15 protein-coding genes and 1 tRNA gene are annotated in these 14,972 nt (G+C 64.0%); 7 read left to right on the plus strand and 9 right to left on the minus strand.

The window, feature by feature from the left end; translation table 11 throughout:
• Positions 1-48: 48 nt before the first annotated feature.
• Positions 49-768, plus strand: coding sequence for an orotidine-5'-phosphate decarboxylase (gene pyrF, locus DAEP_RS0113740; RefSeq protein ID WP_027245038.1), 720 nt, complete (start codon positions 49-51; stop codon positions 766-768).
• A gap of 340 nt (positions 769-1,108) precedes the next feature.
• On the opposite strand, the gene DAEP_RS0113745 is transcribed toward pyrF, so the two are convergent.
• Positions 1,109-1,531, minus strand: coding sequence for an NUDIX hydrolase (locus DAEP_RS0113745; protein WP_008556104.1), 423 nt, complete (start codon positions 1,529-1,531; stop codon positions 1,109-1,111).
• A gap of 90 nt (positions 1,532-1,621) precedes the next feature.
• Between DAEP_RS0113745 and DAEP_RS0113755 the strand changes: the two genes are divergently transcribed.
• Positions 1,622-2,875, plus strand: coding sequence for a DNA polymerase IV (locus tag DAEP_RS0113755; protein ID WP_084204437.1), 1,254 nt, complete (start codon positions 1,622-1,624; stop codon positions 2,873-2,875).
• Between the two features lie 18 nt (positions 2,876-2,893).
• Here DAEP_RS0113755 and DAEP_RS0113760 read toward each other — a convergent pair whose 3' ends face one another.
• Positions 2,894-3,754 carry an N-formylglutamate amidohydrolase gene (locus DAEP_RS0113760; RefSeq protein WP_027245040.1) on the minus strand — a complete coding sequence of 287 codons (861 nt, stop codon included), beginning with the start codon at positions 3,752-3,754 and terminating at the stop codon, positions 2,894-2,896.
• 163 nt (positions 3,755-3,917) lie between these two features.
• Between DAEP_RS0113760 and DAEP_RS0113765 the strand changes: the two genes are divergently transcribed.
• From DAEP_RS0113765 to DAEP_RS0113780, 4 genes are all read left to right on the plus strand, one after another.
• A tRNA-Val gene (locus DAEP_RS0113765) sits at positions 3,918-3,992 on the plus strand.
• Positions 3,993-4,071: 79 nt separating this feature from the next.
• Positions 4,072-4,197: a type B 50S ribosomal protein L36 gene (ykgO, locus tag DAEP_RS0113770; protein WP_005648635.1), complete on the plus strand. Its 126-nt coding sequence runs from the start codon at positions 4,072-4,074 to the stop codon at positions 4,195-4,197.
• Between the two features lie 299 nt (positions 4,198-4,496).
• Positions 4,497-5,513 carry a Fe(3+) ABC transporter substrate-binding protein gene (locus DAEP_RS0113775; protein ID WP_027245041.1) on the plus strand — a complete coding sequence of 339 codons (1,017 nt, stop codon included), beginning with the start codon at positions 4,497-4,499 and terminating at the stop codon, positions 5,511-5,513.
• A 221-nt stretch (positions 5,514-5,734) separates the two neighbouring features.
• The gene (locus tag DAEP_RS0113780) at positions 5,735-6,595 is read left to right on the plus strand and encodes a CobW family GTP-binding protein (RefSeq protein WP_027245042.1); all 861 of its coding nucleotides are present in this window, start codon (positions 5,735-5,737) and stop codon (positions 6,593-6,595) included.
• A 21-nt stretch (positions 6,596-6,616) separates the two neighbouring features.
• Here the strand turns inward: DAEP_RS0113780 and DAEP_RS0113785 are convergent, their stop codons facing one another.
• The 6 genes from DAEP_RS0113785 to DAEP_RS0113810 form a co-directional block, all read right to left on the minus strand.
• On the minus strand, positions 6,617-8,296 hold the full coding sequence (locus DAEP_RS0113785; protein WP_027245043.1) for an ABC transporter permease: 1,680 nt from the start codon (positions 8,294-8,296) through the stop codon (positions 6,617-6,619).
• 159 nt (positions 8,297-8,455) lie between these two features.
• Positions 8,456-9,673, minus strand: coding sequence for a phenylacetate--CoA ligase family protein (locus DAEP_RS0113790; RefSeq protein ID WP_027245044.1), 1,218 nt, complete (start codon positions 9,671-9,673; stop codon positions 8,456-8,458).
• A gap of 17 nt (positions 9,674-9,690) precedes the next feature.
• On the minus strand, positions 9,691-10,527 hold the full coding sequence (locus DAEP_RS0113795; RefSeq protein WP_008554261.1) for an ABC transporter ATP-binding protein: 837 nt from the start codon (positions 10,525-10,527) through the stop codon (positions 9,691-9,693).
• 118 nt (positions 10,528-10,645) lie between these two features.
• Positions 10,646-11,929: an ABC transporter substrate-binding protein gene (locus DAEP_RS0113800; RefSeq protein ID WP_008556619.1), complete on the minus strand. Its 1,284-nt coding sequence runs from the start codon at positions 11,927-11,929 to the stop codon at positions 10,646-10,648.
• A gap of 92 nt (positions 11,930-12,021) precedes the next feature.
• The gene (locus DAEP_RS0113805) at positions 12,022-13,098 is read right to left on the minus strand and encodes a branched-chain amino acid ABC transporter permease (RefSeq protein ID WP_008557260.1); all 1,077 of its coding nucleotides are present in this window, start codon (positions 13,096-13,098) and stop codon (positions 12,022-12,024) included.
• A 74-nt stretch (positions 13,099-13,172) separates the two neighbouring features.
• Positions 13,173-13,436 (minus strand): hypothetical protein, encoded by a 264-nt coding sequence (locus DAEP_RS0113810; protein ID WP_008554294.1) that lies wholly within the window; start codon positions 13,434-13,436, stop codon positions 13,173-13,175.
• 102 nt (positions 13,437-13,538) lie between these two features.
• On the opposite strand from DAEP_RS0113810, the gene DAEP_RS0113815 reads away from it, so the two are divergent.
• Complete coding sequence (locus DAEP_RS0113815; RefSeq protein WP_008555006.1) at positions 13,539-13,871, plus strand: hypothetical protein; 333 nt, start codon at positions 13,539-13,541, stop codon at positions 13,869-13,871.
• Positions 13,872-13,898: 27 nt separating this feature from the next.
• Here the strand turns inward: DAEP_RS0113815 and DAEP_RS0113820 are convergent, their stop codons facing one another.
• Entirely contained in the window at positions 13,899-14,885 is a 987-nt protein-coding gene (locus DAEP_RS0113820; RefSeq protein WP_027245045.1) for a branched-chain amino acid ABC transporter permease, read from the minus strand.
• Positions 14,886-14,972: the final 87 nt, after the last annotated feature.

The following is a 14,972-nucleotide window of genomic DNA, read 5'->3' on the forward strand; positions in this document are numbered from 1 at the left end:
CGTATGAAACGCCAGTTTCACGCCACAGCTGCCACAAAGGACGATCTCATGACCCAAGCCCCGCGCGCCGACGACCGCCTGATTGTTGCCATGGACGTCCCTAACGCCCTGGCAGGGCTGAAGCTCGCCGAACAGCTGGGAGATGCGGTCTCTTTCTACAAGATCGGCCTTGGTATGCTGACTGGCGGCGGCCTGGCGCTGGCCAATGAGCTGAAGCAGGAGCACGGCAAGCGGATCTTCCTCGACATGAAACTGTTCGATATCGGCGCCACCGTGGAAAACGCAGTGCGGGGCCTCGCGCAGTTCGACCTCGACTTCCTCACCGTGCATGGCGACCCGTACGTGGTGCGCGCCGCCAAGGAAGGCGCGGCTGGCAAGGACCTCAAGATCCTCGCCGTCACCATCCTCACCTCTCTCGACCGTCAGGATCTGGACGGGGCGCTGATCAAGGCGGGCGCGGTGCAGGATCTGGTGCTGGAACGCGCGGGCAACGCCTTTGCCGCCGGCGCCGACGGCGTCATCGCCAGCCCGCAGGAGGCCGCGCTGATCCGCGCTCTGCCAGCGGCGGAGGGCAAGCTGATCGTCACCCCGGGCGTGCGCCCCGCCGGAGCGGACTTGGGCGACCAGAAGCGCGTCGCCACCCCGGCGTCCGCCATTGCAGACGGCGCAGACCATATCGTCGTGGGCCGCCCGATCTGGACAGCAGAAAGACCCCGCGCCGCGGCTGAGGCCATCCTGTCCGAACTGACCGCAACCGCGCGGCGCTGACGGCGCAGCGGGGCGCGTGCCCAAAAAACAGGCAGAAATAAAAAATGTGCAGCGGACACATCTATTCCGCGTCCTCCGCCGCCGCGCCCCAGATTACCTAGCGTCAACGTGCTCTTTTCACTGACGAAACCTGCCGCGGCACCGGTTTCTGCGCCAAATCGTCCTGTAACCCGAAAGGCACACCCGGCAAAGCCGCCGCCGCCTCCCGGGCCCGCAAACTTTGCGAAACGTCAGCCGCTGCGCGATTCTGGGGTTGAGACACTCCCCAGACGGGCTCTTCTTCCTGAGGCCCGTCACCTTCCCCCCGCATTCCAGCGGGGGATCTTTCTTTCAGGCACTTCTATCCGCCGCAGGCCTCCAGATACCGGCGCAGCTGCACGGCGAAATGCGGCACTGCCAGCGGGTGCGCGCAATAGGCCTCCGGCGCCATCAGCGCCCAGCCCTGCCCCTCATCCCCGAACCGGATATCGCCAGCCGCCGCCGCAGGCAGATGCGCGGCAAAGAACCAAACCCGCCCGTGCGGCCGCTGGTAGACCCGGGACCAGATCAGCAGCTCCGGCGGCAGCACCAGCCCGACCTCTTCCCGTGTTTCCCGCAGCGCGCAGGCTACCGGGGTTTCGCCCGCTTCACGGCCGCCGCCCGGCAGGTCCCAATGGCCCGGATAAGGAATATCAGGCCTGTCATCCCGCTGGATGACCAGCAGGTTCTGCCCTAGAAACACCGCCAGTTTGGCACCGGCAAAATCTTCGCCTGCTGAGGTCATGGTCTGTCACTTGGCGATCCGCCGCGCTAAAGACAAGTCCTTCACCGCAAGCTAAACTTCTCCTTCCAGAACCAAAGCCCACCGCCAACCATGCAAGCCCTCTGCCGAGACTGCCTGAGCCAGATCCTCCCCGCCCGGCGCTGCCCCCATTGCAGCAGCCCGCGGATCAAGATGCATGAGGAGCTGTTCTCCCTCACAATCGCCCATATGGACTGCGACGCCTTTTACGCCAGCGTCGAAAAACGCGACAATCCGGAACTAGCCACCAAGCCGGTGATCATTGGCGGCGGCAAGCGCGGGGTGGTTTCCACCGCCTGCTACGTCGCCCGCATCCGCGGCGTTCGCTCAGCCATGCCGATGTTTCAGGCGCTGAAGCTTTGTCCCGATGCAGTGGTGATAAAACCGCGGATGAGTGTTTATGTCGAGGTCAGCCGCGAGATCCGCAAGCTGATGAATGAGTTGACCCCGGATGTGGAGCCGCTGTCACTGGACGAGGCCTTTATGGACCTCACTGGCACCGAAAAACTGCACGGCGCGCCGCCTGCGGTCATGCTGGCCCGCCTGGTCAAGCGCATGAAAGACGAACTGGGCGTCACCGGCTCGATCGGGCTCAGCCACAACAAGTTCCTGGCAAAAGTCGCCTCCGACCTCGACAAGCCGCGCGGGTTTTCGGTGATCGGCAAAGCCGAGACAGACGATTTCCTGCGCGACAAACCCGTGCGCCTGATCTGGGGCATCGGCCCGGCGGCCCAGGCCAGCCTCGACAAGGCAGGCATCCGCACCTTCTCGGACCTGTTGCGCTGGGACCGCGAGGCGCTGAACAGCCGCTTCGGATCCATGGGCGACCGGCTCTGGCACCTGGCCCGCGGCCAGGACCGGCGGCGGGTCTCGGCTCATGCGCCGGTCAAATCCATCTCCAACGAGACCACCTTCTTTGAGGACACCGCCAGCCTGGAGGTGCTCGACGGCCATTTATGGCGGCTGGCGGAAAAAGTCGCCGACCGGGCCAAGGCCAAAGAGCTTGCAGGCCGGGTTGTTACCCTGAAACTGAAGCGTGCCAACCATTCGGCGCTGACCCGGCGGGTCACGCTGCGCAGCCCCACCCAGATCGCCGACCGCATCTACCGCACCGCCCGCAGCCTGCTGGACCAGGTGGGCGACGAAGGCCCCTACCGGCTGCTGGGCTGCGGGATTTCGGACCTGGTGCCCGAATCGCAGTCTGACGAGACCGGGGACCTGCTGGACCCGCAGGCCGGCAAACGGGCAGAGGCAGAACGCGCCGCGGATGCGATCCGGAAACGGTTTGGCGAAGGGGCGATTCTGAAAGGCCGCGCCCTGCGGTAGGCAGCGCGCCGCATCCGGTCACTCCGCCGCCAGCGGCAACTCCTTCTGCCCGATCGCCGCAATCTCCGCGGTCACCTGGCGCAGCAGCTTCTGCAGCGGACCGAAATTTGCATTGGGAAGGATGTTCGCCTCATCCATGTATAGCGCCCGGTCGATCTCGATCTGGACCGCGTGCTGGCGCCGCGACGGCCGGCCGTAGGTCTGGGCGATGTACGCCCCGGCAAACGGCGTATTGCGGGCCACTTTCAGCCCCGCCGCGGCAAAGGCCGCCTCGATCCGGTCCACCACGCTGCTGTCCGCCGCCGCGCCGAACCGGTCGCCCAGAACCACTTCCGGCTTGCCCGCGCCTGTTTGCGACATGGTGTCGATCGCCTCATGCGGCATCGAGTGGCAATCGACCAGAATTGCCTGCCCGAAACGCCGGTGCGCCTGTTCCAGCAGCCCCTTCAGCGCTTGGTGGTAGGGGTGCCAGTAACGGCTGATCCGCTGCTCCGCCTCGGCCAGGGTCAGCTTGCCGCGGTAAATCGCGCGCCCGTTGGCCACCACCCGGGGAATCACCCCCAGGCCTGACGCAACCCGCGGATTCTGCCCGCGCCGCTGCACCCCGTCGATCACCGCCGGATCCAGCTCATCGGGGGAGCGGTTCAGATCCAGAAAGGCGCGCGGCTTGACCGCAGTCAGCAGCGGCGCGCCGAACTCCGGCGCCGCCTGGAACAGCCGGTCGACAAAAGCGTCCTCCGAGCTTCGGATGGTTTTCCGCCCCAGAATCGACTGTGCCAGAAAGGAATCGCTGTAATCGGTACCGCTGTGGGGAGAGGCAAAAACCACCGCAGAGGACAGTTTCTGCGGGGAAATCACGGAAAACGCTGTATCTGGCATCCTTGCTCCGGTGCTTCTTGTGCAAGAAACAGCATATCGCGGAAATTTCTGCGGTCAAAAGCTCTTGCACCTCTGCGCGACTCTATTTATAGACCCCCTCACCGGCGCGGCACCCCGCGCCCCTTTCACTTCTAAGGGGCAGGAACGGCGCGCAGGACAGAGTGGGCGATTAGCTCAGCGGTAGAGCACTTCGTTGACATCGAAGGGGTCACAAGTTCGATCCTTGTATCGCCCACCATTCTATTCACTGCCCTGGCCATGGCCACGGCACCCGCTAACCCAGGCGCTGGTTCGCGCCGCAGACAAGGAGAGAGACCATGAAGGTCAAGAACTCGCTCCGTTCGCTGAAGAACCGGCACCGCGACTGCCGGGTTGTGCGCCGCAAAGGCCGCGTTTACGTGATCAACAAGACCCAGCGCAAGTTCAAAGCGCGCCAGGGCTAAGATCCGACACAGCGACATGCAGAAAACCGCATCATCCGATGCGGTTTTTTTTCGTTTGGGGATCCGTTTGGACTGCCATTGAAAAGGCGGGGGCTCCCGCGCCCGCGGTGCCACGCCCAAGGGGAGCGGATCTTTCCGAAGATCCGGCGAATGGCGGGAGGCGCCTGCCAGGTCTGGCCAGCCAGCAGCAAGCTGCGACTTTCTGACTATTTCAGTCGGAAATTCATTGCATCTGCCGCCAGATGCTTTAATCGACTCTTTCAGTCGGAAAACTGATCTAAACAAGAACGGGACATCCAATGCTGAAAGCCACAACTGTACTGGCCGGCGCGCTGACCGCAGCCATTGCCACCACTGCCGCTGCCGAGGGCGAGCTGAACATTTACTCCTCGCGCCATTACGACACCGACGAGCAGCTCTACTCCGAGTTCGAAGAGGCCACCGGCATCACCATCAACCGCATCGAAGGCAACGCGGATGAGCTGATTGCCCGGATGACGGCCGAAGGCGAAAACTCTCCCGCCGACATTCTGATCACCGTCGACACCTCCCGCCTGACCCGGGCCAAGGACGCAGGCGTGCTGCAAAGCATCGAAAGCGATGTGCTGGAGGCCCGCGTGCCCGGCTATCTGCAGGACGAGGACAACCAGTGGTTCGGCTTCAGCCAGCGCGCCCGGATCATCTTCTATAACAAGGACGCGGTCGCCAATCCGCCGCTGACCTACCTGGACCTGGCCGACCCCGCCTATAAGGGCAAGGTTTGCATCCGCTCCTCCAAGAACACTTACAACCAGACCCTGCTGGCCTCGATCGTGACCCATCACGGCGCCGACGCGGCCCGCAACTGGGCAGAAGGCGTAGTTTCCAACATGGCGCGCGACCCCCAAGGCGGCGACACCGACCAGCTTCGCGGCCTGGTTTCCGGCGAGTGCGATATCGCCGTCGCCAACAGCTATTACTTCGCCCGCGCGATCCGCACGGATGTCAAAGGCGTGTCGGAAAACCGTGACCAGATCGGCTGGCTGTTCCCTTCGCAGAACACCGAAGGCGCGCATATGAACCTGTCCGGCGGCGGGGTCGCCATGCACGCCCCGAACAAGGACAACGCCATCAAGTTCCTGGAATACCTCGCCAGCGATTCCGCCCAAGCGTATTTCTCGGCCGGCAATGACGAATACCCGGCGGTTCCGGGCGTTGGCCTGGCCCCGTCCATCGCAGCGCTCGGCCACTTCAAGCCGGACGATGTAAACCTGTCGGAAGTCGCCCGGAACCTGCCCGAGGCGCAGAAGATCTTCAACGACACAGGCTGGAAATAACTCCAGCCCGCACAGAAACCTGGAAAGCGCGGCTCCGGCCGCGCTTTTTTTCCTCTGCCCCGGGCCCCGTGTGGCCCAGCTGCTGTTTGGCGGCAAAAGTTCAAAGCCCCGCCAGCTTTTCCTAGACCCGTTTGCGCCTGACGCCTATACGTTCGCGCATCTTAAAATTCGGGGGGAAATATGCCAGCAGGAGCACGCCGCGCTCTGGGGGACCAGAGATTATGAACCGGTTGCCAGTAACGATTATCAGCGGGTATCTGGGTGCGGGCAAGACCACCCTGATCAACAGGCTTCTGGCCGAGGATCACGGGCTGAAGCTGGCCGTGATCGTGAATGACTTCGGCGCGGTCAATATCGACGACGCGCTGATCCAGGACACGGACGGCGGCAAGATCGCGCTCACCAATGGCTGTGTCTGCTGCACAATGGGCGACGACCTGGCAGCGGCGCTGCGGGAGGTGCTGAACCGCCCCGAACTCCCGGACCATGCGGTGATCGAAGCCAGCGGCATTTCCGACCCGGTTGCCATCGCCAATTCCGTTCTCAATGAAACCGGCCTCAGCTATGGCGGGATCGTCACCCTGGTGGATGCGGAAAATGCGCAAACGCTGCTGAACGACCCGCTGATTGCCCCCCAGGCAGAGCAGCAGATCCGCGCAGCCGATCTGGTGATCGCCACCAAATGCGATGAAATTTCCGAAACGCTCGGCGCCGCGCTGAAGTCGGCTGGCGCCCGAACCCCGACGGTTTTGAACGGCTCTCCCGTGGCGGAATTGCTGTTCGACGTGGTGCCGCTGCCCAAGGGCCGTGCGGTCGCCGCCCACCCCTCCTACGCCACCTGGCAGCACCGCAGCCGCACCGTGCTGGACCGCCGCGCGCTGGGGGACAAGCTGGCAGACCGTCCTGCCGGGCTCTACCGGATGAAGGGGTTCGTTCTGACCACCGGCGGCGCCTATGAGCTGCATGTGGTGGGCCGCCATGTCGAGGCCAAGCGCTGTGAGGCAGAGGAAACCGTTCTGGTGGGCCTGGGTCCTGCAGACCGGATTTCCCGTGACGAGATCGAAGCTTGGTGGGCGGCATAAGCCGCCACCCGGCCCTTGCCTCTAGCGCCGCCGTCCCACTTGGCGGCAGATCAGGATCACCGGCAGCAAGCCAACTGCCATGATCACCAGAGAAGGCACAGCGGCGCCCTCCAGCCGCTCATCCGCCGCCAGCCGGTGTGCCTGCACCGCCAGCGTGTCGAAATTGAAGGGCCGCATGATCAGCGTCGCGGGCAGCTCCTTCATCACGTCGACAAAGACGATCAGCAATGCGGTCAGCAGGCTGGGCGTGAGGATCGGCAGATGCACCCGGCGCAACATCCCCATCGGCCCCTGCCCAAGTGAGCGCGCCGCTGCATCCATGTTTGTGTGCATGGTGGCCTGCCCGCCCTCATACGCCCCCAGCGCCGCCGCCATGAAACGCACGCCGTAAGCCGCAACCAGCAGCCAGATCGAGCCGGTCACCAACAGCCCGGTACGGATCCCGAAGGCTTCCCGCATCCAGGCATCCAGCGCGTTGTCAAATGCCGCGAAGGGCACAATCAGCCCGACCGCGATTACCCCGCCCGGCACTGCATACCCCAGCCGGGCGAAATAGGCCGCTGCGGACGACAGCCGCCCGGGCCTCAGTCGCTGGTAGAAGCCCAGGCAAACCGCGGCCGCCACCGTCAGCAAGGCCGCAGACGCTGCCAGGGTGATGGAATTGGTGGTGAAGCCGATGTACCGGCGGCTGAGGAGGTTCTGCTCAGACTCCAGGCTCATCAGGGAGAGCACGGCCGCCGGCAGCAGAAAGCCCAGCACGACTGGTACCGCGCAAAAGAACACCGCCATGGCGGCCTTGATGCCGCTCAGCTCTGCCGGCGGCATCTGGCTGTGATGCTTGCCGGCATGGTGGTACTTCGCGCGCCCGCGGGTGGACCGCTCCACTACCGCCAGCGTCAGGGCAAACCCTAGCAGGCACAGCGCCAGCTGCGCCGCCCCGCCCCGGTCGCCCAGCGAGAACCAGCTGGTGTAGATGCCGGTGGCAAAGGTCTGCACCCCGAAATAGGACACCGTGCCGAAGTCCGCGATCGTCTCCATCACCGCCAAGAGCACGCCCGAGGCAATGGCCGGACGCGCCATCGGCAGGCTGACCATCCAGAACGCCTGCCAGGCGTTCTTGCCCAGGGCCCGGGCGGCCAAGAAGGCGCCGGCGCTCTGCTGCATGAAGGCTGCCCGCGCGAGCAGGTAGACATAGGGGTACAGCACCAGCACCAGCATCGCCGCGGCGCCGCCGGTGGAGCGGATCTCCGGGAACCAGTAGTCCCGCGGCCCCCAGCCGGTGACCGCGCGCAGGGTGGATTGCACGACGCCGGGATGATCCAGGATATGAGTATAGGCATAGGCCAGCACATAGGCCGGAAAGGCCAGCGGCAGGACCAGCGCAACCTCCAAGAGCCGCACGCCGGGGAACCGCGTCATCGTCACCAGCCAGGCTGCCCCGGTGCCGATGGCCAAAGTGCCAAGCGCCACCAGCGCCACCAGCGCCAGCGTCGTCAGCGTATAGCCCGGCAGCACCGTTTCGGCGAGGTGGCTGATGGTCTCGGTGCCGCCAAAGGCCGCGGCCAGCGCCACCGCCAGCATCGGCAGCAGGCAGGACAGCGCGACCAGCCAGGCCAGGACGGCAAACACGCCGCCGCCGCTCCTGCCGCCGCGGCGGTGCCCTTGCGGGGCGTATTCAATGGGATCGTCGGCAGCAGTCATATGCGGTAATCGGGGTCCGGCTGGAGGGTTACACCGCCCTATTTCGACTATTCCAGTCAGAAATTCCAGCCGGAAAGCACGGCGCGGCCCGGGCGGGCGGCGCAACGTAAAACGGGCGCCTGCATCCGGCGCCCGTTTCCCTCAGCTGATCTGCCCGGGTCAATCGTAGCTGCGCTGATCCTCGATCACCAGACCGTCCTTGGGCAGCGCGCCCGGCGCGACAACCTCGACCTTGCCCTTAAGCTTCAGCACTTCAATCACCGAACGGGCATAGGCCGCCTCGTCGCCGCCAGCGGATTCGATCTGCACGGTCATCGCGTCCATTTCGCCGTCCCGGCTAGCAATCACCCGGGCCTTGACGATCTCGTCATGCTTTTCAACCAGCGCCGCCACCTGCTCGGGGCGCACGAACATGCCCTTGATCTTGGTGGTCTGATCGGCGCGGCCCATCCAGCCCTTGATCCGCATGTTGGTACGGCCGCAGGGCGAGACACCCGGCATCACCGCCGACAAATCGCCGGTTGCAAACCGGATCAGCGGGTAATCAGGGTTCAGCGTGGTCACCACGACCTCGCCCACCTCACCCGGTGCAACCGGGTTGCCGGTGCCGGGGGTGACAATTTCCACGATCACATGCTCGTCAACGATCATCCCCTCCATCGCTGCGCTTTCATAGGCGATATTGCCCAGATCAGCGGTGGCATAGCATTGCAGGCAGGTAATCCCGCGGTCGGCGTATTCCTGGCGCAAGCTGGGGAACAGCGCACCGCCGCCCACCGCCGCCTTGGAAAACGCCAGCTCCACGCCCATCGCATCGGCCTTGTCCAAGATCACCTTCAGGTAATCCGGCGTGCCGGCATAGGCGGTGGCGCCCACGTCGCGCGCGGCCGTCACCTGCAGTTCTGTCTGGCCGGTCCCTGCAGGCAGCACCGCCGCGCCAACCGCCCGCGCGCCGTTTTCAAAGATCATGCCGGCAGGCGTCAGATGGTAGCCAAAGCAGTTCTGCACCACATCGCCCTGGCCGATGCCGGCGGCGTTCAGGAACCGCCCCATCCGCCACCAGTCGCCGTCCACCCCGCCCGGCTCGTAAATCGGCCCGGGGCTTTGGAAGATATGGGCAAATCCATGCGCGGGCTTTACGGTAAAGCCGCCAAAGGGCGGGTTCTCGGCCTGCGCCCGGCTCAGCTCCGACTTGCGCAGCACCGGCAGCTGGGCCAGCGCCCCGGCAGAGGTCACCGCGGCCGGGTCCACCCCGTCCAGCAGCGCCGCATAACCGGCTGCGGTTTTCGCGCGGGCGATCTGCTCCGGCAGCGCACGGGCCAGATCTGCGGCACGCTCGTCTGCGCTGCGGGTTTCAAGCGTGTCAAAAAAGCTCATCACGTCATCTCCCCGCATCAGCTCAGCCACCTCTTGCGGCGGCGGTAGGACCGCACGTCGCGGAAGCTCTTGCGTCCCTCATCCGACATCCCGAGGTAAAATTCCTTCACATCCGGGTTCTCCCGAAGCTCCGCCGCGGGCCCGTCCATCACCACCCGGCCCGATTCCAGGATATAGCCGTAGTGGGCATAGCGCAGGGCCACGTTGGTATTCTGCTCAGCCAGCAGGAAGGTCACACCCTCGTTTTCATTGATCGACTTCACGATCTCGAAGATCTGCTCCACCAGCTGCGGCGCCAGCCCCATCGACGGCTCGTCCAGCAGGATGGTCTCCGGCCGCGACATCAGCGCGCGGCCCATCGCTACCATCTGCTGCTCGCCGCCCGAGGTATAGCCGGCCTGGCTCTTCCGCCGTTCCTTCAGGCGCGGAAAATAGCTGTAGACCATCTCCAGGTCTCTCTGGATGTTCGCGCCGCTATCCGAGCGTGTATATGCGCCGGTCAGCAGGTTCTCTTCCACCGTCAGGTGCTCAAAGCAGTGGCGGCCTTCCATCACCTGGATGACGCCCTTCTTCACCAGCTCCGCCGGATCCTGCTCATGCACGGCCTCGCCGCGGTATTTGATCGAGCCCTTAGTGACCTCGCCGCGCTCCGAATGCAGCAGGTTCGACACCGCCTTAAGCGTTGTGGTCTTTCCGGCGCCGTTGCCGCCCAGCAGCGCGGTGATGCCGCCCTTGGGCACATTCAGGCTCACGCCCTTCAGGACGAGGATCACGTGATTGTAGATCACCTCGATATTGTTGACCTCCAGCAGGGTCTCGGCCTGCACGTCGGCGGTGTTCGCTGCATCCAGCATCAAAGCGTGTCCTCATGCCTGTCCCGGACCAGATCCGGGATCCCGTTGAGTGGCGCGGCAGCGTGCCGCCGCGCCGGTTTCGTTCCGGCCCCCAAGCACAGGGGCCGACGTGAACCCGTTATTTGCAGTTAGGTTCGATGTTGTTTTCTGCTGCGTAAGCCGCCGAATCTTCCTCGACCAGCTTGCCGATCACTTCGGTATCCGATGGTTTGAAGTCAGAGATCAGCGACCAGGTCTTGCTCTCGGCATCCCACTGGGTCACACCGACCAGGCCCGGGCCGCCGTGGTTTTCGCAGGAGACGCTGAAGGTCGGGCCGAAGTTCGGCATTCCAAGAGCTTCCATCTTCGCCTCGTCGATCACCAGCGCTTCCATGCCGTCGCGCATCATCGCGGGGGTGATGTCCTTGGTGCCGTGGATCTCCTGCGCGGTCTTGGCAGCTTCGGCTGCCAGCATCGCCGCATACATGCCGCGGTTATACAGCACGTTCCCGACCTGATCGCCGGCACCCGCCGCTTTGCCTGCATCCACGACATATTTCTGGATGTCGTCAAACACCGGGAAGTCGCGGCCCACGTTGTGGAAGGTCACCGCCTTATAGCCGTCAGCCTTGTCGCCTGCGGGCAGCACGTCATGCTCGGCACCGGACCACCAGACGCCGATGAAGTTCTCCATCGGGAAGCGGATGTTGGCGGCTTCCTGGATCGCCACCTGGTTCATCACGCCCCAGCCCCACATCACGACATAGTCGGGGCGGTCGCGGCGGATCTGCAGCCACTGCGATTTCTGCTCCTGGCCCGGATGGTCGACCGGCAGCGCAACCAGCTCAAAGCCGTGCTTTTTGGACAGCTCCTCCAGGGTGCGGATCGGCTCCTTGCCATAGGCGGAGTTGTGGTAAACCAGTGCAATCTTCTTGCCGTTCAGATCGCCACCGTTCTCTTCCAGCAGGTAGTTGATCACACCCGATGCGCCGTTCCAGTAGTTGGCCGGGTAGTTGAACACGTGGCTGAACACCTCGCCGTTCGCGGCCGAGGTGCGGCCATAGCCCATGGTGTGCAGCGGGATGTTGTCCGCAGTCACTTTGGGGATCAGCTGATAGGTGATGCCGGTGGACAGCGGCTGATAAATCAGCGCGCCCTGGCCTTTGGTGGACTCGTAGCATTCCACACCCTTCTCGGTGTTATAGCCGGTCTCGCATTCCACCACCTTGGCCTTGACGCCGCCGATGCCGCCATCGCGCTCGTTCAGCAGGGTGAAATAGTCGTTGTAGCCGTCCGAGAACGGGATGCCGCCAGCCGCATAAGGCCCTGTCCGGTAGCTGAGGTCCGGGAACACCAGATCGGCCATTGCCGGACCGGCTGCCATCGCGGCGCCAAGCGCCAGTGTGGTCAGTGTCTTTTTCATCGGCTTAAATCCTCCCTTTGGTCTTATCCGATGGTTTCGTTCGGCGGGGGTGGTCTTGATTTTCTCCCCGCCAGCGTGTCTGCCGCCCCGCCTTAGTGCGGGAAGGGCCAGAGTCTCAGTTTTTCCTTGGCAACGCGCCACAGCTGCGCCATGCCGTGCGGCTCCGCGATCAGGAAGACGATGATCAGCGCGCCGACGATCACCAGCTGGAAATGCGCCACGATGTCGGTGGGCCAGCCCAGGATGTCCACGCCCACCACCTTCAGAACCACCGGCAGCAGCACCAGGAAGGCGGCACCGGCGAACGAGCCGAAGATCGAGCCCAGACCGCCGAGGATCACCATGAACAGCACCAGGAACGACTTGTTGATGCCAAAGGCCTCGCCGACCTCGACCGCGCCCAGATAGACCGCAAAGAACAGCGCGCCGGAGATGCCGATGAAGAAGCCGGAGACTGCAAAGGCTGTCATCTTGGCCTTCAGCGGGTTCACCCCGATGATCTCAGCCGCAATGTCCATGTCACGGATCGCCATCCAGGTCCGGCCCTGCGTGCCGCGGGTCAGGTTGCGGGCAACCAGCGCGCAGACGGTCAGGAAGATCAGGCAGAACAGGTAGGTTGCCCAGGCCGGCGCGTTGGGGCCAGTGATGATGATGCCGAAGGTGTCGCGCTCCGGCGCGTTGATCTGGCCCGACGCGGAGTAGTTGTAAAACCACGGCACCCGGTTGAACAGCCAGACCAGGAAGAACTGCGCTGCCAGTGTCGCCACCGCCAGGTAGAAGCCCTTGATGCGCAAGCTGGGCAAGCCGAACAGCACGCAGACCCCCGCGGTGATGCCGCCGGCCAGCAGCACGTGAATGAACATGCTGACTTCCGGAAACGCCGTCATCAGCTTGTAGCAGGAATAGGCCCCCACCGCCATGAACCCGCCGGTGCCCAGGGACACCTGGCCGCAATAGCCGACCAGGATGTTCAGGCCGATCGCCGCGATCGAATAGATCAGGAACGGGAGCAGGATCGCATTGGCCCAGTAGTCATTGATCAGGAACGGAATGATCCCGAAGGCCACCGCCAGCACCACATAGTACCGGTAGCGGTCAAACTTGATCGGGAAGGTCTGGCTGTCATCTGCATAGGAGACTTTGAAATCCCCGGCTTCACGGTAGAACATGTCTCAGATGCTCCCTTTCTCTTGCAAACGGGACCCGGTCCGGGTGTCTGTCTTGGTTGTTTCAGCAGCGGCACTCATTCGACCTGCCCCCACTGGGCTTGCGCGGCGTCACGCTGTTCGCGGGTCATCCGCGCCGACGGTTTGGCATAGCCGCTGCGCTCGCTGCCGCGCACCAGCCGAAGATAGGCGATGATGCCGGTGATCAGCCCGGCGGCGGCCAGCAGCGCCGCGGTCACCACCTGGGTTTCGCTGTAGCTTTCCGCCGTCAGCGCCAGGTATCCGAAGGCCCAGAAACCGGCCCAGGCGACCACGTTGACGATGGCAATCATCTTGTTCATGCCACTGCCCTGCCGTTAACCACTTCTTCAGAAATCCCGGCTTCGCCACATTTCGCCCAAATCTCTTTGCCACCTTGTGCGCGGGTAAAGTGAGTGGGACCAATGACCGCGATTTTCGAGGAAATCCGGCGGCTGGAGGCCGCGCGGAAGAAGGGTTGGATATCAGCATCCGAATATGCAGTGGCCAAGGGCCGGCTGCTGGAAACTGTCGAGGACGCCACCGTGCTGCCGCCGTTCCAGGCTGCGCCGCAGCGGCGCGCGGTGTCCAGCAGCGCACCCGGCCCTTGGGGGCTGATGCTGATCGGGTTGCTGGGCGCCGGCGCGCTGACATTCATTGCCGGGCAGGTGATCGGCGATCTCAGCATCGCCTTCACACTGGTGGCCAGCGTCTTTGCCGCCATCGTCATCGCCGCTTTCCGCCGGCTGGAGGGCTGAACGCGCGGGGAGCAGATCATATGAGCCTCAGACCCGTTCAATGATCTTCTCCCCGAACAGGCCCTGCGGACGGAACACCAGGAAGAGCAGCGCCAGCACATAGGCAAACCAGTTCTCGGTGGCGCCGCCGACCATCGGGCCGATGGCGAATTCGAACAGTTTCTCGCCCACACCGATGATCAGTCCGCCCACGATGGCGCCGGGGATCGAGGTGAAGCCGCCCAGCATCAGCACCGGCAGCGCTTTCAGCGCGATCAGCGACAGCGAGAACTGCACGCCGGACTTGGTGCCCCAGACGATGCCCGCCACCAGCGCCACAAAGCCTGCGACCGACCAGACCAGAACCCAGATGAAGTTCAGCGAGATGCCAACCGACAGCGCTGCCTGGTGGTCATCCGCCACTGCACGCATTGCACGACCCTGCTTGGTGTACTGGCTGAAGGCCACCAGGCCCGCCACCAGCAGCGCCGCGATGACGGTCGCCACGACATCCAGATTGTCGATAAAGAAGCCGTAGCCGAACAGGTTGAAGGTGGTCTCGTCAATCCACAGGTTGATGCCCTGCGGCAGGCCGACGTCCAGCGTCTTGATCTCGGATCCCCACATCAGGTCGGCCACGCCTTCCAGGAAGTAGGCCAGGCCAATGGTGGCCATGAACAGGATGATCGGCTCCTGCCCGACCAGATGCTTCATCACCAGGACCTGCACCAGCCAGGCCAGCAGCACCATTACCGCCACGGTCAGGGCAATCGCCAGCACCCCGGGCACGTTCCAGCCGAAATGGGTGAGATGGCCGCCAAAGACCGCGTTGATCACATGCGAGAAGGGCACCTGCCCCTGCATGATCCCCACAAGGGTCATCGCCGCAAACAGCGCCATCACGCCCTGGGCATAGTTGAAGATGCCGGAGGCCTTGTAGATCAGGACAAACCCCAGCGCGACCAGCGCATAGAGAACGCCCGCCATAAGGCCGTTCAGCGTGACTTCCATCGCAAAGACAAGTTGTTCGGGCATTAGAGGCTCTCCTCGGAATTCTGCGCTGCGGCGGTGCACATGGGGTGCACAGGGGGTGTACGGATGTCACCCTGCCAGGGCCGGGTC

The organism is Leisingera daeponensis DSM 23529, assembly GCF_000473145.1.
GTDB lineage: Bacteria > Pseudomonadota > Alphaproteobacteria > Rhodobacterales > Rhodobacteraceae > Leisingera > Leisingera daeponensis.